This window comes from Rhizobium sp. GN54, from assembly GCF_021026345.1.
In the GTDB taxonomy this organism is placed as follows: Bacteria; Pseudomonadota; Alphaproteobacteria; order Rhizobiales; family Rhizobiaceae; genus Mycoplana.
In genome coordinates this window covers 11,927-30,238 of record NZ_JAJNCZ010000019.1, presented here as the reverse complement: position 1 = coordinate 30,238, position 18,312 = coordinate 11,927, and the positions used below count along the sequence as shown (strand labels likewise).

At 60.7% G+C, this 18,312-nt stretch carries 22 protein-coding genes; 8 read left to right on the top strand and 14 right to left on the bottom strand.

What is annotated here, in order from left to right:
- Window position 1 precedes the first annotated feature (1 nt).
- The 5 genes from LQK81_RS25800 to LQK81_RS25780 all read right to left on the bottom strand — a co-directional run bounded on the left by LQK81_RS25800 (window position 2) and on the right by LQK81_RS25780 (window position 6,145).
- Window positions 2-3,172: an efflux RND transporter permease subunit gene (locus LQK81_RS25800; RefSeq protein WP_230809279.1), complete on the bottom strand. Its 3,171-nt coding sequence runs from the start codon at window positions 3,170-3,172 to the stop codon at window positions 2-4.
- Window positions 3,169-4,599, bottom strand: a complete 1,431-nt coding sequence (locus LQK81_RS25795; RefSeq protein ID WP_230809278.1) for an efflux RND transporter periplasmic adaptor subunit — start codon at window positions 4,597-4,599, stop codon at window positions 3,169-3,171. Before LQK81_RS25795 ends, LQK81_RS25800 begins: the two co-directional genes overlap by 4 nt.
- The gene (locus LQK81_RS25790; protein ID WP_230809277.1) at window positions 4,596-5,000 is read right to left on the bottom strand and encodes a FixH family protein; all 405 of its coding nucleotides are present in this window, start codon (window positions 4,998-5,000) and stop codon (window positions 4,596-4,598) included. Before LQK81_RS25790 ends, LQK81_RS25795 begins: the two co-directional genes overlap by 4 nt.
- 108 nt (window positions 5,001-5,108) lie before the next feature.
- Entirely contained in the window at window positions 5,109-5,495 is a 387-nt protein-coding gene (locus LQK81_RS25785; RefSeq protein ID WP_230809276.1) for a hypothetical protein, read from the bottom strand.
- A 131-nt stretch (window positions 5,496-5,626) separates the two neighbouring features.
- On the bottom strand, window positions 5,627-6,145 hold the full coding sequence (locus LQK81_RS25780) for a DUF6428 family protein (protein WP_230809275.1): 519 nt from the start codon (window positions 6,143-6,145) through the stop codon (window positions 5,627-5,629).
- A 43-nt stretch (window positions 6,146-6,188) separates the two neighbouring features.
- Between LQK81_RS25780 and LQK81_RS25775 the strand changes: the two genes are divergently transcribed.
- Window positions 6,189-6,530: an ArsR/SmtB family transcription factor gene (locus LQK81_RS25775; protein ID WP_230809274.1), complete on the top strand. Its 342-nt coding sequence runs from the start codon at window positions 6,189-6,191 to the stop codon at window positions 6,528-6,530.
- Window positions 6,531-6,549: 19 nt separating this feature from the next.
- Entirely contained in the window at window positions 6,550-7,752 is a 1,203-nt protein-coding gene (gene arsK, locus LQK81_RS25770) for an arsenite efflux MFS transporter ArsK (RefSeq protein WP_230809273.1), read from the top strand.
- A 45-nt stretch (window positions 7,753-7,797) separates the two neighbouring features.
- Here arsK and LQK81_RS25765 read toward each other — a convergent pair whose 3' ends face one another.
- The 8 genes from LQK81_RS25765 to LQK81_RS25730 all read right to left on the bottom strand — a co-directional run bounded on the left by LQK81_RS25765 (window position 7,798) and on the right by LQK81_RS25730 (window position 12,137).
- The gene (locus LQK81_RS25765) at window positions 7,798-7,989 is read right to left on the bottom strand and encodes a DUF6494 family protein (protein ID WP_230809272.1); all 192 of its coding nucleotides are present in this window, start codon (window positions 7,987-7,989) and stop codon (window positions 7,798-7,800) included.
- Window positions 7,990-8,096: 107 nt separating this feature from the next.
- Window positions 8,097-8,324, bottom strand: coding sequence for a GDCCVxC domain-containing (seleno)protein (locus tag LQK81_RS25760; RefSeq protein ID WP_230809293.1), 228 nt, complete (start codon window positions 8,322-8,324; stop codon window positions 8,097-8,099).
- 291 nt (window positions 8,325-8,615) lie between these two features.
- Window positions 8,616-9,344 carry an arsenical resistance protein ArsH gene (gene arsH, locus LQK81_RS25755; RefSeq protein ID WP_230809292.1) on the bottom strand — a complete coding sequence of 243 codons (729 nt, stop codon included), beginning with the start codon at window positions 9,342-9,344 and terminating at the stop codon, window positions 8,616-8,618.
- Window positions 9,319-9,741: an arsenate reductase (glutaredoxin) gene (gene arsC, locus LQK81_RS25750; RefSeq protein WP_230809271.1), complete on the bottom strand. Its 423-nt coding sequence runs from the start codon at window positions 9,739-9,741 to the stop codon at window positions 9,319-9,321. Before arsC ends, arsH begins: the two co-directional genes overlap by 26 nt.
- Window positions 9,742-9,743: 2 nt before the next feature.
- A complete protein-coding gene (gene arsB / locus LQK81_RS25745) occupies window positions 9,744-10,802 on the bottom strand; it encodes an ACR3 family arsenite efflux transporter (RefSeq protein WP_230809270.1) in 1,059 nt (352 codons plus the stop codon).
- A 1-nt stretch (window position 10,803) separates the two neighbouring features.
- Window positions 10,804-11,331, bottom strand: a complete 528-nt coding sequence (locus LQK81_RS25740; protein ID WP_230809269.1) for an arsenate reductase ArsC — start codon at window positions 11,329-11,331, stop codon at window positions 10,804-10,806.
- A gap of 15 nt (window positions 11,332-11,346) precedes the next feature.
- Window positions 11,347-11,787, bottom strand: a complete 441-nt coding sequence (gene arsN2, locus LQK81_RS25735; RefSeq protein WP_230809268.1) for an arsenic resistance N-acetyltransferase ArsN2 — start codon at window positions 11,785-11,787, stop codon at window positions 11,347-11,349.
- A complete protein-coding gene (locus tag LQK81_RS25730) occupies window positions 11,784-12,137 on the bottom strand; it encodes an ArsR/SmtB family transcription factor (protein ID WP_230809267.1) in 354 nt (117 codons plus the stop codon). Before LQK81_RS25730 ends, arsN2 begins: the two co-directional genes overlap by 4 nt.
- 287 nt (window positions 12,138-12,424) lie before the next feature.
- Here LQK81_RS25730 and LQK81_RS25725 point away from each other — a divergent pair, with 287 nt between their 5' ends.
- Window positions 12,425-12,646, top strand: a complete 222-nt coding sequence (locus LQK81_RS25725) for a heavy-metal-associated domain-containing protein (protein WP_230809266.1) — start codon at window positions 12,425-12,427, stop codon at window positions 12,644-12,646.
- Between the two features lie 126 nt (window positions 12,647-12,772).
- Here LQK81_RS25725 and LQK81_RS25720 read toward each other — a convergent pair whose 3' ends face one another.
- Window positions 12,773-13,468 (bottom strand): cytochrome c, encoded by a 696-nt coding sequence (locus tag LQK81_RS25720; protein WP_230809265.1) that lies wholly within the window; start codon window positions 13,466-13,468, stop codon window positions 12,773-12,775.
- 1 nt (window position 13,469) lies between these two features.
- Here LQK81_RS25720 and LQK81_RS25715 point away from each other — a divergent pair, with 1 nt between their 5' ends.
- The 5 genes from LQK81_RS25715 (at window position 13,470) to LQK81_RS25695 (ending at window position 18,266) form a co-directional block, all read left to right on the top strand.
- Window positions 13,470-13,784, top strand: coding sequence for a hypothetical protein (locus LQK81_RS25715; protein WP_230809264.1), 315 nt, complete (start codon window positions 13,470-13,472; stop codon window positions 13,782-13,784).
- A 70-nt stretch (window positions 13,785-13,854) separates the two neighbouring features.
- A complete protein-coding gene (locus tag LQK81_RS25710) occupies window positions 13,855-15,324 on the top strand; it encodes a multicopper oxidase family protein (protein WP_230809263.1) in 1,470 nt (489 codons plus the stop codon).
- A 13-nt stretch (window positions 15,325-15,337) separates the two neighbouring features.
- Window positions 15,338-17,575 (top strand): copper-transporting P-type ATPase, encoded by a 2,238-nt coding sequence (locus LQK81_RS25705; protein ID WP_269065123.1) that lies wholly within the window; start codon window positions 15,338-15,340, stop codon window positions 17,573-17,575.
- The gene (locus LQK81_RS25700) at window positions 17,572-17,769 is read left to right on the top strand and encodes a DUF2933 domain-containing protein (protein ID WP_230809262.1); all 198 of its coding nucleotides are present in this window, start codon (window positions 17,572-17,574) and stop codon (window positions 17,767-17,769) included. The genes LQK81_RS25705 and LQK81_RS25700 overlap by 4 nt, the downstream gene beginning before the upstream one ends.
- Window positions 17,766-18,266: an SRPBCC family protein gene (locus LQK81_RS25695; protein ID WP_230809261.1), complete on the top strand. Its 501-nt coding sequence runs from the start codon at window positions 17,766-17,768 to the stop codon at window positions 18,264-18,266. The genes LQK81_RS25700 and LQK81_RS25695 overlap by 4 nt, the downstream gene beginning before the upstream one ends.
- Window positions 18,267-18,312: the final 46 nt, after the last annotated feature.

The following is an 18,312-nucleotide window of genomic DNA, read 5'->3' as shown; positions in this document are numbered from 1 at the left end:
TTTATCTCTCCTGAAAGATTGACGGCGACGCTGGTCCAACGGCGAGGTCCAGCTCGCTTCTTGGCAACAGTTGCCAGCCTTTGACGACCGCATAAACAGCGGGAATGACGACAAGGGTAAGGATGGTGGAGGACGCCATTCCTCCGATCATGGGTACGGCGATACGCTGCATAATCTCAGACCCGGTGCCAGTGCTCCAAAGGATCGGCAAAAGGCCTGCCATGATTGCGACGACCGTCATCATCTTCGGGCGCACCCGTTCTACCGCTCCCACAATTATCGCATGGTTGAGGTCGGAACGGGTAAAATTACGCCCCTCCGCTGCGCATTCTACCTGACGTTCCCTGAGCGCCTGATCAAGGTAGATGAGCATGATGACGCCGGTCTCGGCGGCGACGCCTGCGAGAGCAATGAAACCCACCACGACGGCAACCGAGGCATTGAATCCAAGCCACCACATCAGCCAAATACCCCCGACGAGGGCGAAGGGCAGCGACAGCATAACGATCAGCGTTTCGGTAAGCGCCTTGAAGTTCAGGTAGAGCAGCAGAAAGATCAGCGCGAGCGTCAACGGCACCACGATCGCCAGACGCGCTTTCGCCCGTTCGAGATATTCGTACTGGCCGCTCCAGGCGACCGAGTACCCCGGCGGCATGTTCACGCTACCGGCGACCGCCTGCCGCGCTTCCGCGACATAGCCACCGAGATCGCGACCAGCGATATCGACGAATACGTAGACGGCAAGCTGGCCGTTCTCGGTGCGGATCGTCGTGGCACCGCGCGTCAACTTAACCTCGGCGACCTCTCCCAATGGTACCGTCCCGCCGCCAGGCAGGGCAACCTGGACGTCACGGGCTATCGTTTGGGGATCGCTGCGGAAGGCACGGGGGTATCGCACCGCCACGCCATACCGCTCGCGACCCTCAACCGTCGACGTCACCACCTCGGAACCCAAAGCCGTGCCGACAACGTCCTGAACGTCGTCGACGCTTAGGCCGTAGCGCCCGAGCGCTATGCGGTCAGGAACAATGTCCAGATAGTAGCCGCCGATCACCCGTTCCGCGTAAGCGCTCGATGTGCCGGAGATGGTCTTCAGGACAGTCTCGACATCGCGGGCGATCCGCTCCATCTCCTTGAGGTCCGTCCCAAATACCTTTACCCCGACGGGTGTCCTGATGCCTGTCGACAGCATATCGATGCGGGCTCGGATCGGCATCGTCCAGGCGTTAGACACGCCGGGAAACTGCAGCGCCGCGTCCATTTCCTGCTTCAGGCCGTCGATGGTCACGCCTGGCCGCCATTCGGATTTCGGCTTCAGCGTGATGATCGTCTCGAACATCTCCGTCGGAGCCGGATCGGTCGCGGTCAGCGCCCTGCCCGCCTTGCCGAAGACCGTTTCGACCTCCGGGAAGGACTTGATAATGCGGTCCTGGGTCTGCATCAAATCGGCTGCCTTCGTCACCGAAAGGCCGGGCAAGGTCGTCGGCATGTACATCAGCGTGCCTTCGTTGAGGGTGGGCATGAATTCGCTGCCGATCTGGCGGGCGGGCCAGACCGTTACCGCCAAGGCTGCCACGGCGAGCAGGATCGTCAGCGTCTTCTCCCGAAGCACCCCGGAAATGACTGGACGATAAATCCAGATCAGGAAACGGTTGAGCGGGTTTCTGTGCTCCGGAACGATCCTCCCACGTACGAATACCACCATCAGCGCCGGAACGAGGGTAACCGACAGCAGGGCGGCTGCCGCCATAGCAAAGGTCTTGGTGAAGGCGAGCGGTCCGAAGAGACGGCCTTCCTGCGATTCCAAGGTGAAGATCGGCAGGAATGACACGGTGATGATCAGCAGACTGAAGAACAGCGCCGGTCCGACCTCGCTCGCCGCCTTGATCAGTATCTCGGTTCGCGGCTTGTCCGGCGGGGCGCGCTCCAAATGTTTGTGGGCGTTCTCGATCATCACGATGGCGGCGTCTATCATCGCGCCGATGGCGATCGCGATGCCTCCGAGACTCATGATGTTCGCCCCGATGCCGAGCGCCCGCATCGCGATGAAGGAGATCAAGATACCGATAGGCAGCATGATGATGGCAACGAGCGCGCTCCTCACATGCAGGAGGAAGGCGATCGTCACCAGGGCGACGATGATCGACTCCTCGACCAGCGTTCCCTTGAGCGTTTCGATCGCGGCCTTGATCAGCTCCGAACGGTCGTAGACGGGAACGATCTCGGTGCCAGCCGGTAGGCTGTCCTTGATCGCCGCCAGACTCTTCTTGGTGCTGTCGATGACGTTGAGGGCGTTTTCGCCGACCCGCTGCAGCACGATGCCGCTTGCGACCTCGCCCTCGCCGTTCAACTCGGTGATGCCGCGGCGCTCGTCGGGAACAGTTTCCACCAGCGCCACGTCGCCGAGGCGTAGCGGCGCTCCGCCTTCGGTCATCAGCACGATGTTCTCGATGTCCTTGATGCCTTGCAGATAGCCCCGGCCGCGGACCATGAACTCGAATTCCGAAATCTCGACGGTCCGCCCGCCGACGTCGCGGTTGCTGGCCCGAATCACGTCGGCGATCTGTTTCAGGGTCACGTCTTGGGCGCGCAGGCGCGCCGGGTCCACGACGACCGAGTACTGCTTGACGAACCCGCCGACACTCGCGACCTCGGCCACGCCCTCCGACTTCGAGGCGGCAAAGCGGACGACCCAGTCCTGCAGCGACCGCAGTTCGGCGAGCGACAGCTCCTTGGCGACAAGGGCGTATTGGTAGACCCAGCCGACGCCGGTCGCGTCCGGGCCGAGGCTAGGCGAGACGCCCTCGGGAAGTCGGCTTGAGGCGGCGTTGAGGAATTCGAGTACCCGACTTCTTGCCCAATAGGGATCGGTCCCGTCCTCGAAGATGACGTAGACGAAGGAGACGCCGAAGAAGGAGAAGCCGCGCACGACCTTCGATCTTGGAACCGTCAGCATCGACGTCGTTAGCGGATAAGTGACCTGGTCTTCGACCACCTGGGGTGCCTGGCCGGGATAGTCGGTGAAGACGATGACCTGCACGTCCGAGAGATCGGGAATGGCATCGAGTGAAAGCGATCGCAGCGAGTATATACCCGCGGCGATCGAGAGCGCGGCTCCGACCATGATAAGCACGAGATTGCGGGCGGACCAGGCGATGATGTTCGAGATCATGGTTGCACCTCGTTCGCAGTGAGCGCGTTCAGCGCCGCATTGAGGTTGCTTTCGGCGTCGAGCAGGAAGTTCCCGGAGACGACGATCTTCTCTCCCGCATCGATCCCCTTCGTGATCTCCGTCCGGTCGTCGTCCCGCGCTCCGAGCGCGACGTCGCGCGGTTCGAAACGGCCCTCGCCCTTGTCGACGAACACCACCTGTCGGTCGCCCGTGTCGATGATGGCGCTGTTGGGCACCGCGACGACCGGGGTGGCGTCGCCCGAGGTGATCTCAACTTCCGCGTACATGTTCGCCAGAAGCAGGCCGTCGGTGTTGGAAAGCTCGATCCGCACCTTCGCCGTCCGCGTCTGCGACTGAAGTTCGGGGTAGATCAAATTGACCGTGCCTTCGAAAGTCTTGCCAGGCAGGTTCCGTACCTTGACCATTGCATGCGCGCCCTTGCGAATGGCCGCGGCGTCGAATTCGGGCACGTCCGCAATCACCCATACCTTCGACATGTCGGCGATTCGAAACAGGACGTCGCCCGCCTCCGCCATCATGCCTGTCGTCGCGTTGCGCTCGAGAACCACGCCGCCGCTTGGCGACAGATAGGGAATGCTCCGAGGCACCGCGCGGTCCTTGGCGATCGAACTGATCGCCTCTTCCTGCACCCCGAGGTTACGCAGTTGCAGCGCGCCGCCGACGTCCAGTCCCGGCTTGCCGCCGCCCCGCAGTTCGGTGGCGTATTCCGCGCCCGCCTTCGCGACATCCTTGGAATAGAAATGGAAGAGGTCATCCCCCTTCCTTACAACGTCGCCCGTAGTGACGTTCGCGACGTCTTCGACGAAGGAGTCCGTGCGCATCGAGACGATCCGGATCAGCCGCTCGTCGATGGCGATTGTCCCTGGCACCCGCACCGCACGGGCAATCACGGTACGCTCCGCCGTGGCGGTCTTCACCCCCGTACGCTGCAACCTACCCAGAGAGACTTTCACGACGGAACTGTTCGCCTCTTCGCCTTCGTAAACCGGGATATAGTCCATGCCCATCGAGTCCTTCTTCGGCACCTTCGAGGTGTCGGGAAGGCCCATGGGGTTCCGGTAGTAAAGTATCTTGCGGCCGTCGCTGGACCCTCCTGCGGCATTGGAGTGCTCGGCGGTGGCCTTCACGGGCTCGAAGCTCACGTCTTCGCTTTGCCGCACTGCCCGGAAAGGTCGGCCGTCCGACGTCCTTTTCGGCTTGGCGGAATACTCTGGCAGCCCGTCCGGATGCTGGTAGTATATGACCTCGCCCGTCGGAACGGGACGAGCCACGACAGTCTCCCCGAGCGCCGGCTCGGAGAAATATGCGCTGAGTTCCGGGGCAAGGCCACGTATGCCAGCCGCGTACCCTCCCCCGCCGGCGATGGCGAGGGAGCTGACGAAGAGCAGAAATCTGAACGTTGTCACGGCTGTGCCTGCAGAACCAGTTCGCCCTGGACCGTGTCGGTCTCGCCCTGGACCTTGGCCGCCAGCTTGAAGCGCCAGCCGCCCTCCATGCTGAGGTTGGTCTTGAACGAATAGATGCCGGCTTCCGTTGGCGGCAGGGCTTCGACCGGGGTGGTCATCGCCTCCATTCCCTCCGGTGCCATATCCATCCTCGTGCTGAAGATGATCGCGTCCGGCACAGGTTTTGACGTCCTCTTGTCGATCAGGCGCACCGCGACGGTCGCCTCGGGACCGTGCGGGACTTCTGACTGGACGAGTTGGAACTCGTAGTCAGTTGCGGCGGCGAACGAAGTGGTGGTTGCAGCCAAAATGATGGCAACCGCGCCGAGGGTCGCCCTCGGAGAAAAAAAGCATGTGGTCATATGAATCTCACCCAGGACCGGCGCTGCGGGCCGGGTCCATGAAATAGCTACGGTCGGAAGGACGCGTTCCGTCTGGAAAGCGGCTGTCCGGTTTAACAAAGAGTGAGATCAGGCTTTGGGAGGTCGCGCGGGCGGTTCGACGATCGCAGAAGGCAGATGGCCTTCCTGAAGGAGGTCATGGGACAGAGCCAGCAACGTCAGGTCGACCCGCCAACCTACGCTGTTGTCCTTCTGTGCCAAGATCGTCGTGGAACACAACAACGCCAGGGGGCACGTGGGTCCGCAGGCCTTCTTTTGCGGGGCAGGCTGTTCATCTGGGCAGCACGGCATTTCATCGGCGCTGGCCATGTCCATGTCCGGCATGGCTGCCGTTTGCATGTCGGACGAAGCCGCCGCCATGGCGCTGGCAGACGTGCTCGCGCTCACGGGACCGACAACGATCCCGAGCAATGCAAGCGCGAACATGATACGCCGGAGCACGACAAGGTAGAACATGCTCATATGCTGGCACAGGGCGGCGCTCATTGGAAGCCCGTCACGGAAAGTTGCGACCGACGGACGCACTCGGCGGGGTCGTGCCGCGGAGTAGGTTAGGCATCGGCTTGGGGAAACTGCTCGTGCCCACCTCAGCCACAGCACTTGGAGGCGGATGTGCCGCAACAGGAAGCTTCCTTAGCGGCTTTCTCGGCCAGCCAGCGGTCCCGAGGCTTGCAGCTCGCGGGACGCGGCGTCAACGTCACGTGGAAAGCGCCGTCTTCCGCAATCGGATCGTTCGCGCAGAACAACTGCATGGGGCGGACGCCATCGCTCACTTCGAAGGTCAGCTTGGCAGAACCATCGAGACGGACGTGTTCGGAGACCTTCCGGACGATGGCCGAAAATTTCCCGGCCGTCATATGGGTCCGCTCACCCTCGTCGACATCCCATAGCTGCACGAAGATTTCCGACCAGGCTTCCGGATTTGCTCCGCAGTCGAGCGCGGAGAACTGGCCAGCCTTGACCTCGGTCACGTGATAACCAGGCTTCACGGGCTTGCCGTCGTACAGGAAGACCAATGGTAGTTCCGGTGTTTCCGCGGTCCTGTCGAGCAACTCTCCGAGCGAGATGTCGGTTCTGCCAGAATGACTATTGTCGGTCATGCTCATTTGCGTTTATCCTCAGATTCAATGATTCAAGGATTATTGAAATATGGATGATCGTCAAGCCCTCGCTTCCTTCGCCGCGCTTTCGCAGGAGACCCGCCTCTCCATCGTGAGGACCCTGGTCGTCGCCGGCCCTGAGGGTCTGGCCGCGGGCGCGATTGCGGAACGCATGGGCGTCTCTCCATCAAACGTCTCGTTCCACCTAAAGGAACTCGAGCGCTCCGGTCTCATCGCCCAGCGCCGAGAGTCGCGCTCAATCGTCTACAGCGCAAGTTATGACACGCTGGCTGATCTGGTGACTTTCCTGATGGAAGACTGCTGCGCGGGACATCCTGGCATCCGCGGCTCGGTCGAGCGATCCACAGGTTGCTGCCCGAGCGAAGTATAGGCCGTCGAGGAATACGTCATTGCATACGACCAAGGTTCCGGCGGGCATCGTCTCCGCTCTCGGTGTCACGCAGATCATCGGCTACGGCACTCTCTACTACTCCTTCAGCATCCTCGCCCCCGGAATGGCCAACGACCTCGGCATCAGCCTGGAGCGGGTCTTCGCCGTCTTCTCGGTCTCGCTGTTTGTCGGCGGCCTGTCTGCTCCGTTTATCGGCAGGCACATGGACAGGCTCGGAGCGGCCACCGTGATGACGCTGGGATCGGCCCTTGCCGCGCTCACCCTGGCGCTGTGTGCATGGTCGCCGTCCGTATCGCTCTTCGCCCTTGCAATCGTCCTGCTGGAGGTCTCCTCCGGGATGGTTCAGTATCAGGCTGCCTTCGCCACGCTGGTCGAAAGCGAACCTCGGACGGCGTCACGCAGCATCACCTATCTGACACTCATAGGCGGCTTTGCTTCCACCATCTTCTGGCCGATCGCCGCGACACTGACCGGATACCTATCCTGGCGCGAAATCTATCTGGTGTTCGCCGCCCTGAATCTTCTCGTCTGCATGCCGCTGCACTACGGGATCATGCGTGCCGGAAGGCTGGGTTCCACGACGAACGGGACAAGAACCCGCGAGGTGATCGTCGGCGCTCTTGACCCGCAGGCCCGCCGCCGCGGCATGCTGTTGGTCTCCTTTGCCTTCTCGCTTTCGGGCTTCACTCTGGCCGCGATCCTTGCCCACATGGTGCCAATGCTCGGCGCGATCGGACTTGGCAGTGCAGCGGTGGTGATCGGTTCCCTGTTCGGTCCGGCGCAGGTCATGAGCCGCCTGATCAACATGATCTTCGGAAAGAGCCTGTCGCCGCCGGCGCTGGCGATTGTCTCTGCGGCGCTCATGGTCGCCGGTGCGGTGATGCTCGGGCTCTCGGGTGATTGGTTGCCAGGTGCTGTGGCTTTCGCCGTCTGTCTTGGCCTTGGGTCGGGGATCAACAGCATCGCTCAGGGGAGCCTGCCGCTCTACCTCTTCGGGTCCGCTGGCTATGGCGCGATCACGGGCAAGATGGCAGCGGCGAGACTGGCAGTTGGTGCCGCTGCCCCCTTCGTATTCGCCACGGCGATGGAAAATCTCGGCATCGCCATGGCTCTGTTCGTCAATGCTCTGCTTGGCACGCTTGGTATCGCTGCGTTTATCGCAGTGGCTGTATCTACACGGAGCCCTACGAGGACTGAGTAACTCAGTACACAGTGCTGAGCCAATCGATCTATCGCTTCGCCCGACCTATGGAAGTTCGATCTCACCGTTCACCACGTGGTTGAGACCGGAGCCCTCCGCCGTCAGCGTCATGCGCACCTTCAGCTTCTTGCCGCCGAACTGCCCCTCGCGCACCGCCTCCTCGATCTTGCGCTGCGAGGTGACACCGACCTCCTTCAGGAACTTGCGGATCGAAATGTTGAAGGCGTCTTCGCTCATCGTGGACCTCCTCGGCGTCCGTTAGGGATCAGCGCGGGCACATGTCCTTCGTCCGGAATGCGCCGGCACAATCCGATACGGACGTCAGCTTTACCTCACACCCTCAGTTAGGAACCGACGCAACAGCTTGCGGCTCCTTTGTTATGTTTGGCCTCCTGAATTGGTGGGCAAGGTACGTCACCATAGGAACAGAAGACGCAGCAGTCCCCGGATTTTGGCCGGAGCATCGTGCCGCATCCGTTGCATTCATAGAAGAACTGGCAGGCGTCGATGGGCATCATTTCCATTGCCTGATGGCCACAATTCGGACAGGTGAGGGTTGATTGAAGCTGTATCACCATATTTTGCGTGGCCTCTGAGACGAATGTTACCATGCGACGCGCGTCACGCATGGCTGAAAAGCCTATTGGAATTATAGCCTCCTGCAAAGGTTTTGCGTCATGACGCGTGGGGCCGGCTTTTCAAATGGGAACAGCCGGGGATCGTGTTTTATGGGTGGTGTTCGCGATCGCCACCGCCGGGTTCGCGTGTCGAAGGTTCAACGGCCTTTGATCCTGGATGACCGCAATTGCTACATTGCGGCCGGCCTTGGTACTGCCTAGCAATTCTCGGCGGTCGAGGAGTGACTAAATCGACCTCAACGACACCCGCTTCTCTAGTTCTGCCGCGTGTTCCTTCCGCTCGCTATAGCGGTCTGTCAGGTGGGCCGAGGCGTCCCGTGTCAGCAACGTGAACTTCACCAGCTCCTCACAGACGTCGACAACGCGATCGTAGTAGGACGACGGCTTCATCCTGCCGTCGGCGTCGAACTCCTGGTAGGCCTTGGCGACGGACGACTGGTTCGGAATCGTGATCATCCGCATCCAGCGACCGAGGACACGCATCTGGTTCAGAGCGTTGAAGGACTGGCTGCCACCGGAGACTTCCATGATCGCCAGCGTCTTGCCTTGTGTCGGCCGGATCGACCCGAGCGACAGGGGAATCCAGTCGATCTGGGCCTTCATGATGCCCGTCATGGCACCGTGGCGCTCGGGGCTGACCCACACCTGACCTTCCGACCATTGCGACAGATCGCGCAGCTCCTGCACTTTCGGATGGCTGACCGGGGCCTCGTCGGGCAGCGGCAACCCTCTCGGATCGAACATCCGCACCTCGCACCCCAAACGCTCGAGAAGACGTCTGGCTTCGTGCGCGAGCAGCCGGCTGTAGGACACCTCCCGAAGCGAGCCATAGAGGATCAAGATACGCGGCTTGTGCGTCGAAAAGGCTGGACGCAACGCTTCGAGGTCAGATTGGCGAAGATGCCGCTCCTGCAAGGCGGGGAAGGTCTCAGACAACGCGCTTTCCCTCCTGATCGAGGACCTGCTCGCCATCCTCCTTGAAGAAGGCCTTCTTGAAGGCATTGGGCAGAATGTCGAGCACGACCTCCGATGGCCGGGCAAGCCTGGTGCCGAGCGGCGTGACGACGAACGGACGGTTGATGAGGATCGGGTCCTTCAGCATGGCGTCGAGCAACTGGTCGTCCGTCAGCTTCGGATCGTGGAGACCCAGCTCCGCGTAAGGCGTGCCCTTCTCGCGGATCGCCTGGCGGACGGTCAGCCCAGCATCGGAGATCATCCTGGTAAGCTCGTCGTGCGACGGCGGGGACTGGAGATACTCGATCACGGTCGGTTCGATCCCGGCTGCGCGGATCATCTCCAGCGTGTTGCGGGACGTGCCGCAAGCGGGGTTATGATAGATGGTGACGTCCATTGTCATGTCCTTTCGGTAATGGTGTTCCGGGAGACGGCGGGTGCCGCCTCGTACCAGCCCTTGGTGCGGTTCACGGCCCAGACGACCGTGAGCATCACGGGAACCTCGATAAGCACGCCGACGACGGTCGCCAGTGCTGCGCCGGACTGGAAGCCGAACAAACTGATGGCGGCGGCAACCGCGAGTTCGAAGAAGTTGCTGGCCCCGATCAGCGCCGAAGGTCCCGCGACGCAATGGCGCTCGCCCGACATCCGGTTCAGGAGATAGGCCAGCCCCGAGTTTAAATAGACTTGAATCAGGATGGGAACGGCAAGTAGCGCGATGATGGTCGGCTGCGCGATGATCTGCTCGCCCTGGAAGCCAAACAGGAGAACGAGCGTTGCCAGCAGGGCGACAAGCGAAAGCGGCTGCAGCTTCGCCAGCATGGCGTCCAGCGGTCTCGTTGTGCCGTCGGCGGTCAGACGCGCTCTCAGGACCTGCGCGATGATGACGGGGACCACGATATAGAGGACAACCGACAAAACGAGCGTGTCCCAGGGTACGGTGATGGCCGACAGCCCGAGCAGCAGACCGACGATTGGCGCGAAGGCGACGACCATGATCGCATCGTTGAGCGCGACCTGGGATAGCGTGAACAGCGGCTCGCCGCGGGTCAGGTTGCTCCAGACGAACACCATTGCAGTACAGGGTGCTGCCGCAAGGATGATCAGGCCTGCGATATAGGAGTCGATCTGATCGGCCGGCAGATAAGGACGGAACAGCAATCCGATAAACAGCCATCCGAGCAGCGCCATGGAGAACGGCTTGATGGCCCAATTGATGAACAGGGTCACGCCGATGCCGCGCCAGTACGTGCTCACCTGCGCCAATGAGCGGAAGTCGATCCTGAGGAGCATCGGGATGATCATCAGCCAGATCAGGATGGCGACAGGCAAGTTCACCTTCGCGATCTCTGCCGCGCCGATGACCTGGAATACACCGGGCATCAGGTGGCCGAGCGCCACGCCGACGACGATGCAGAGGAACACCCATATGGTCAGATAGCGTTCGAAAGTGGACATCCTACTCGGCCTTTGCGGAGTTGACGGACGCACCTTCGAGCGAACCGATCTGACGGAAGTGCTGCTCGAGCGCCAGGCGGTCGATGGAGGCCAGAGGCAGATTGATGAAGGCCATGATGCGGTTCTTGAGGAAGCGGGCGGCCTGCGCGAAGGCGCGCTGGATTTCGACCTCGGAATCGACAACCGCAGCCGGGTCTTCGACACCCCAATGCGCGGTCATCGGATGTCCGATCCATACCGGGCAGGCCTCGCCGTGCGCGCTATCACAGACGGTGAAGATGAAATCCATTTCGGGTGCGCCGGGTTGGGCAAAGACGTCCCAGCTCTTCGATGTGAAGCCCTCGGCCGGATAGCCGAGCGCTTCGAGTTCGTTCAGGGCATGCGGATTGACTTCACCCTTGGGCTGGCTGCCTGCGGAGAAGGCCCTGAACCGTCCGCCGCCTTCCTTGTTGAGGATGGATTCGGCGAGAATAGAACGAGCGGAATTGCCCGTGCACAAGAAGAGCACGTTGTAGGTCTTGTCGGTCATGGTCGTTGTCCGTGGTTAGGTCGGAGGTCTATTGAGTTTCATGATCGTGGCCGACGCCGGGCAGATGCCCGAAAGCTGGCGGGTCGCGAGAACGGCAGGCGGCACATCGGCGCGCTCGACTACATCGAAACCGAGGTTTTCGAAGAACTGAGCGGCCGTCGTCGTCGCCAGGAAGACCGCCGAGCTTTGCTTGACGGTTTTCAGGGTTTCCGTGGTCAGTGATCTTCCCAATGTCTTGCCCCTGTGCTCGGGCAAGATGACCATCGACCTGAGGAGGACCGCGTCGCCGCACATCTCAATGCCTGCATAACCAACGGTGATACCATCGGGCGAAACCGCCCTGAAGAACGAGCGTCCCGGGTCTTCGAGGTCTTCGGTCGCAAGACCGGAAATCGCCAACGCCAGCTTCAGTCCGGCATCGCTCCCCGGGACTGGCTCCAACCTGGTCTCGGTCATGACGGCTTCACCTCGGGAGCACAGCAGGGTGTAAGTTCGGCGATCAGCGGCGCACAGAGTTCGGCCGAGCCGCCGCAGCAGTCTTTCAGCAGGAAGAGGGTCAGATCGCGGAGTCCTTGGAGGTCAGCCCGGTAGATGATCGAACGACTCTGCCGTTCACTCGACACCAGTCCCGCACGCGACAGGGTCGCGAGATGAGCGGACATGGTGTTCTGCGGCACATCGAGGAGACGGGCGAGCTCGCCGGCAGGCACGCCATCGGGCTCGCGCCGCACAAGAAGCCGAAATGTCTCAAGCCTGGTGGACTGGGCGAGTGCGGCGAGTGCCGCTATTGCTGTATTGCTATCCATGTATCCAGAATAACGGATATTATTCCACTGTCAATGCCCCTCCCCGCGGTTAACGTCGAGACCTTGAAAGCCATACTCGGCAAAAACGACAATGATTGCGCCTGTCCTGTGGAAAATCCGGTCAGGCCGGTCATGGTCGAGTTAAGCCCTGGGAGGACGCGTGGGACATTGGAATCGTCCCAGCAACATTGCGCATAGGTAGTCAAAAAATTCGGGCCCCACGCTATTGACCTTCCCATTGTTGGAAGCCCCATCTTCACTCAGATGAAACCAATCGGAGACCTCCAATGATCCATCTCAATGTTCCGGATATGACCTGTGGCCACTGTGTGGGCGCGGTCGAGAAAGCAGTAAGATCAGTCGATCCCGGGGCCAAGATTGCAGTCGATCTCAAGGCAAAGACCGCATCCATTGAATCCACGATCGAAGCGGAAGCCTTCATCGCCGCTATCGAAGACGCCGGCTATGGGGCCGCCTTCAAGAAGTCATGCTGCGGCCATGTCGCTTAAATACGCAGCATAAACACGCGCCGCAGGCTGCGGCGCGTGTTTCTAGCGTGTTTCAGATAGGATGATCAGAGGTTACACTAACGGCGATATTGATCAAGCATCGCTGCCGGCCGCTGCCTTAGCTCGTCAATCTCTAAGCCGATATCGGGCATGGCATGAGGTGCACGTCTCGAGCATCATATGGAACGTGTGTTCGGCCGACATCGCGGCTCCGTTGGGTTCATTCTGAGGGCGCTTTGCGAGTGGCCCGCCACTTACCTGTTCGCCTAACCGCATTCGCATCTCAGCCGGCATGGAGCCCGAACTGTCGGCGGCTGCGTCGGCCACTGCCTCGGCATATTTTTGGAGGTCGTTTGATAGTTGCGCGAACCGTTCCCGTTCGGCTGCGATCAGCTCGTTTGCCTCCGAACCCTTAACGGATGTTACCGTAGCGAAGTCGGCGACGAGTCTCCTACCTGAGTGACGCTCGATCGCCTCTGCGGCATCCCTGAAGGCCGTGGGTGAATAGGTGTCTGGTGATTTGAACATGGTCGCAATTGTTTTCGCGGCCGCCGCCATGGCTTTCATGTCTTGCTGACGCTGCGCCACCACATCCGGGATTGACTGTCCAGTGGCCTGAAACGCGAATAGGGTGATCGCGGCAAAGGCTGAAATGAAGACTCCCGACCGCAATTTACTGCTCCATATCCTGATAAGCGTCCTGGGTTTATATTGATGAAGATCAAGGCGTACATGAGGAAAGCGGCTATCGTGCTGTAAACGGCGACATTGAGCTGAGAAAATGGCAGTTCGCAACGGGTTCGCTACATTGTTGAAGTTCATCTTGGCTGCAGTTTTTGCGAGCCTGCTCCTCAATGCGCATGCGCAGGCAATGCCACTTGATTGCCATACCGCGAAAGTTTCCGTTTCGACCACTCACGGGCCGCTGACGACCTCCGATGACCACCATGACAAGGCATTGAAGGACAAGCTTTGCTGCGCCAACGCGTGTGTTGTTTGTGTCGCGAGCATTCCGTCGCCCGCCCTCGTGGCGTGGAGTGATTATATTGATCCCTCGTATTTTCCCGTAGTGCTCGCCAGTATGACAGGCCAGGACACCCCTGCCGTCTTCGAGCCACCTCGATCCACCCTGTTTTGATGTACCCGGCCCGACGTGGGCCGACATTTCAGCAGGTCGGAGTTCCGACCCCGGATCGAGAGATACCAATATGTACCGCCGACAATTCATGAAGACGCTGGCCATTGGCGCAGCGTCCGCGTCAGTCATTAAAAATGCTTGGGTAAGCAATGCCTTGGCAGCGACCAACGGAACAACCGATCTGTCCATCTCGAAGCGCGTCCTCGAGGTGAACGGCAAAGCCGCAACCGTATTTGGACTTGGTACGGCGGATGGAAAGCCGGGAGTGGTCCTCAACGCGGGAGGCGATTTCAATGTCAACCTGTTGAACCAAACGAAAGAAGATACGCTGATCCATTGGCATGGATTGACGCCCCCATGGGGCATGGATGGGGTTCCCGACAATCCAGCCAAATTGCTGAATTCGGGCGAAAGCCGTCACTACCTCTTTCCGGTTGGCCAAGGGGGGACGCACTGGATGCACGCGCATACCCTTCAGGAACAAACGCTCCTGGCGGCCCCGCTGATCGTACGGACCGCGGCCGATTTAGCGCGTGACGAACAGGAAGTCGTCATCCTGCTCCATGACTTTTCCTTCAAGACCCCGGAGGAATTGCTGGCCGGACTGAAGGCACCCGGCGCTACCGATGACATGGGGCACGGTGGGGCCGCCGGTCATATGAGGACTAGGATGCAAGGCATAGAGGGAATGCATCCGCAGCACATGTCGGGCATGGCGATGCAGGGCATGCCAGCCATGGACCTGAACGACATCGAATACGACGCCTACCTCGCCAACGACCGTACCCTGGATGATCCCGAAGTCGTCACCGTCGAGAAAGGAGGGCGCGTTCGCCTTCGCATCATCAACGGGGCGACGGCGACCGCCTTCACCATCGACACCGGCACCCTTTCCGGCGATCTGATCGCAGTCGATGGAAATGATGTGGTGCCGGTAGCCGGAGGTCGCTTTCCGATTTCGATGGGACAGAGGCTAGACATTCGCCTGCACCTTCCGCCAGGTTCCGGTGCATTCCCCATTCTCGCCCTGCGTGAGGGCGCAAAGGAACAGACGGGCGTCATCCTGGCCACCGCGGACGCCAACGTTTCAAAGGTGAGCGCGATCACAGCGGACAGCGGCCCGGTGCTCGATCTTTCATTGGAGGAAACGCTGCGAGCCGCACAGCCGCTAGCCCAACGCGCCCCGGATCGGACGTATTCACTGACCCTAAGCGGAGACATGGCTTCCTATGTCTGGGAAATCGGGAGTGCGGACGGGCCTATGAAGGTAACGACAGGGAACCGCGTGGAATTGGTGATGCGGAACATGTCGATGATGGCGCATCCGATGCACCTGCATGGACATCACTTTCAGGTCTTGCGCGTCAATGGCAAGCGGATCAACGGAGCGGTCCGCGACACGGTGCTCGTGCCACCAATGGCGGAAGTCGCCATTCAATTCGACGCGTCGAACTCCGGCCGTTGGCCCTTCCACTGCCATCACCTCTACCACATGGCGACCGGCATGATGTCGTTCGTCACCTATGACGACGCAATCTAGGCCGGAGATGAGCATGGAACACGAACTTCACAAGCACGGGCACGAACGGGCCGGAGATGGACATCACGGCCACCATCGCCACGGACAACAACCAGGCTCCGAGCAGCCCAGCACGCAACCGGCGCAGGACGTGCCCGAAGGTACGATCTACACCTGCCCGATGCATCCACAGATCAGGCAAATCGGACCAGGCAACTGCCCCATTTGCGGCATGACCCTAGAGCCGGTGGTCGCCACCGCAGAGGCGGGACCCAGTGAAGAATATCGAGACATGCAACGCCGCTTTTGGATCGGTCTCGTACTCTCCCTCCCGGTTCTCGCCTTGGAAATGGGAGGCCATCTGACAAACCTGCACATGCTGCTGGGTTCGCAGACATCGAACTGGCTGCAAATGGTGCTGGCGACGCCGGTCGTTCTCTGGGCGGGCTGGCCTTTCTTCCAGAGGGGCTGGCAGTCTCTGGTGACGCGACACCTCAACATGTTCACGTTGATCGCGATGGGCACTGGCGTCGCCTGGATTTACAGCGTCGTCGCCACGGTGTTTCCGGGCACCTTCCCCGCCACGTTCCGTTCTGCCGAAGGCTCCGTCGCCGTCTACTTCGAGGCCGCAGCCGTCATCACGGTTCTCGTCCTGCTGGGACAGGTGCTGGAACTGCGGGCACGCGAACAGACGGGAGGCGCAATCCGCGCCCTGCTCGATCTGGCTCCCAAGACCGCTCGGAGAGTGAATGCGGACGGCTCGGAGGAAGACGTCGGTCTTGATGTGGTAGCGGTCGGAGACCGGCTGCGGGTTCGTCCAGGGGAAAAAGTTCCCGTGGACGGCACCCTTGTCGAAGGACGCAGTTCAGTCGACGAATCGATGATCACCGGGGAATCCATGCCGGTGACCAAGGAGGACGGCTCCAAACTGATCGGCGGCACGATGAACCAGACCGGGGCCTTCGTCATGGAAGCAGGAAAGGTCGGCCGGGACACGATGCTTTCGCAGATCGTCCAGATGGTTGCCGACGCCCAACGATCCCGAGCGCCCATCCAGCGCCTGGCGGACGAAGTATCGGGCTGGTTCGTGCCGGTCGTGATCGTCATCGCGATCGTATCCTTCGCAAGCTGGATGCTGTTCGGTCCCGAGCCGCGATTCGCACACGGATTAGTGGCGGCCGTCGCCGTGCTCATCATCGCATGCCCCTGCGCATTGGGGTTGGCGACGCCGATGTCGATCATGGTGGGTGTGGGACGCGGCGCGCGCCTTGGCGTCCTCATCAAGAACGCCGAAGCCCTTGAGCGGTTCGAGAAGGTCGATACCCTTGTTGTCGACAAGACCGGAACGCTTACCGAGGGGCGGCCTAAGGTTACGGCCATCATCCCAAGCGACCAAGTGTCCGAGACCGAACTGCTCCGCCTTGCCGCGACACTGGAAAACTCCAGCGAACACCCGCTTGCGCTTGCGATCGTCAACGCCGCAAGAGAACGCGACGTTCCGATTGGAAATGCAAAGGATTTCGACAGTCCGGTCGGAAAAGGCGTCACGGGCAAAGTCGATGGCCGCGCCATCATCCTTGGCAGTCACCGGATAATGGAAGAGGAGCAAATCGACGTATCCTCAATGACGCACAAGGCCGAAGAACTGCGCGACGAAGGGGCAACCGTCATCTTCATGGCCATGGATGGTCACGTCGCGGGTCTTTTCGCTATTGCCGACCCCATCAAGGCAACGACGCCGGACGCAGTCAAGGCGTTGGTCGACGCCGGAATTCGCGTCGTGATGCTCACCGGCGACAACAAGACGACGGCGCACGCCGTGGCCCGCCGGCTCGGCATTTCCGAAGTCGAGGCGGAAGTCCTCCCCGAGGACAAAAGCAAGATAGTCACGCGGTTGCGAAGCGAGGGACGGATCGTCGGCATGGCCGGGGATGGGGTCAACGACGCGCCCGCGCTTGCGGCTGCCGATGTCGGCATCGCGATGGGTACCGGGACAGACGTGGCAATCGAAAGTGCGGGAGTGACGCTCCTTAAAGGCGATCTCCAGGGCATCGTGCGAGCACGACAACTCAGCCACGCGACAATGTCGAACATCCGCCAGAACCTGTTCTTCGCATTCATCTACAATGCCTTGGGTGTTCCGGTAGCCGCCGGGGTCCTCTATCCGGCCTTAGGCCTCCTTCTGTCACCCATCATTGCAGCGGCGGCCATGGCTCTGTCTTCGGTGAGCGTCATCGGCAATTCCCTTCGGTTGAGGAGCGTCAAAATATGACTTCGTCACGGACCTGGACATTGATGGCCGCATCTTTGGTCGTCATCGTCCTGTTCTTCGTCCTTCGGGAGCATTGGGGCCATGCCCTTGGGTTCCTGCCGTATCTCGTTCTGCTGGCTTGCCCTGTCATGCACCTGTTCCACGGACATGGCGGGCATGGCCATCACCGAGGTGCTTCGGAGGAAGAAAAATGAGCTACGGGAACTCGGCCGATTCCAGGGTTCGCATCCAGGCGTCGGCCGAGGCCCTCTTCGGCTATCTTGACGATCATCGCCGCCTCGCCAGCCATATGTCACAGCCCTCGATGATGATGCTCGGCGGCCGAATGGCGTACGAGTTCGATCGGTCCGAAGGCCGGGAAATTGGCGGGCGGATACGCATGACCGGAGCGTTCCTCGGCATGAGGCTCTACGTAGAAGAGACGATCGTCGAGCGGCGGCCACCTGTTCGCAAAGTCTGGGAAACGACGAACAGGCCCCTCCTCCTGATCATCGGTTCGTATCGGATGGGCTTTGAAATCGAGGCGATGCAGGAGTTTTCCAATCTCAGGGTGTTTATCGACTACAACCTTCCAGCAACATTGACCGGGCGTCTGATAGGAACTTTCCTTGGGCCAGTTTATGCGCGTTGGTGTGTGGGCCGAATAGCCTCGGATGCCGCCATCCGTTTCCAACATCCTGCGGTTCTTTGATCGAACACAAACCAGCGCTTGCAGGGGGGTGATATTATCGAGGCGT

Coding starts and splice junctions, on each gene's coding strand:
- arsB (WP_230809270.1), bottom strand. CDS start 10,802: ATGTCCACTTTCGAACGCTATCTGACCATATGGGTGTTCCTCTGCATC.
- LQK81_RS25705 (WP_269065123.1), top strand. CDS start 15,338: ATGGAACACGAACTTCACAAGCACGGGCACGAACGGGCCGGAGATGGA.
- arsC (WP_230809271.1), bottom strand. CDS start 9,741: ATGGACGTCACCATCTATCATAACCCCGCTTGCGGCACGTCCCGCAAC.
- LQK81_RS25730 (WP_230809267.1), bottom strand. CDS start 12,137: ATGGATAGCAATACAGCAATAGCGGCACTCGCCGCACTCGCCCAGTCC.
- LQK81_RS25720 (WP_230809265.1), bottom strand. CDS start 13,468: ATGAACTTCAACAATGTAGCGAACCCGTTGCGAACTGCCATTTTCTCA.
- LQK81_RS25790 (WP_230809277.1), bottom strand. CDS start 5,000: ATGACCACATGCTTTTTTTCTCCGAGGGCGACCCTCGGCGCGGTTGCC.
- LQK81_RS25765 (WP_230809272.1), bottom strand. CDS start 7,989: ATGAGCGAAGACGCCTTCAACATTTCGATCCGCAAGTTCCTGAAGGAG.
- LQK81_RS25710 (WP_230809263.1), top strand. CDS start 13,855: ATGTACCGCCGACAATTCATGAAGACGCTGGCCATTGGCGCAGCGTCC.
- LQK81_RS25780 (WP_230809275.1), bottom strand. CDS start 6,145: ATGAGCATGACCGACAATAGTCATTCTGGCAGAACCGACATCTCGCTC.
- LQK81_RS25740 (WP_230809269.1), bottom strand. CDS start 11,331: ATGACCGACAAGACCTACAACGTGCTCTTCTTGTGCACGGGCAATTCC.
- LQK81_RS25775 (WP_230809274.1), top strand. CDS start 6,189: ATGGATGATCGTCAAGCCCTCGCTTCCTTCGCCGCGCTTTCGCAGGAG.
- LQK81_RS25785 (WP_230809276.1), bottom strand. CDS start 5,495: ATGTTCTACCTTGTCGTGCTCCGGCGTATCATGTTCGCGCTTGCATTG.
- LQK81_RS25725 (WP_230809266.1), top strand. CDS start 12,425: ATGATCCATCTCAATGTTCCGGATATGACCTGTGGCCACTGTGTGGGC.
- LQK81_RS25695 (WP_230809261.1), top strand. CDS start 17,766: ATGAGCTACGGGAACTCGGCCGATTCCAGGGTTCGCATCCAGGCGTCG.
- LQK81_RS25800 (WP_230809279.1), bottom strand. CDS start 3,172: ATGATCTCGAACATCATCGCCTGGTCCGCCCGCAATCTCGTGCTTATC.
- LQK81_RS25700 (WP_230809262.1), top strand. CDS start 17,572: ATGACTTCGTCACGGACCTGGACATTGATGGCCGCATCTTTGGTCGTC.
- arsN2 (WP_230809268.1), bottom strand. CDS start 11,787: ATGACCGAGACCAGGTTGGAGCCAGTCCCGGGGAGCGATGCCGGACTG.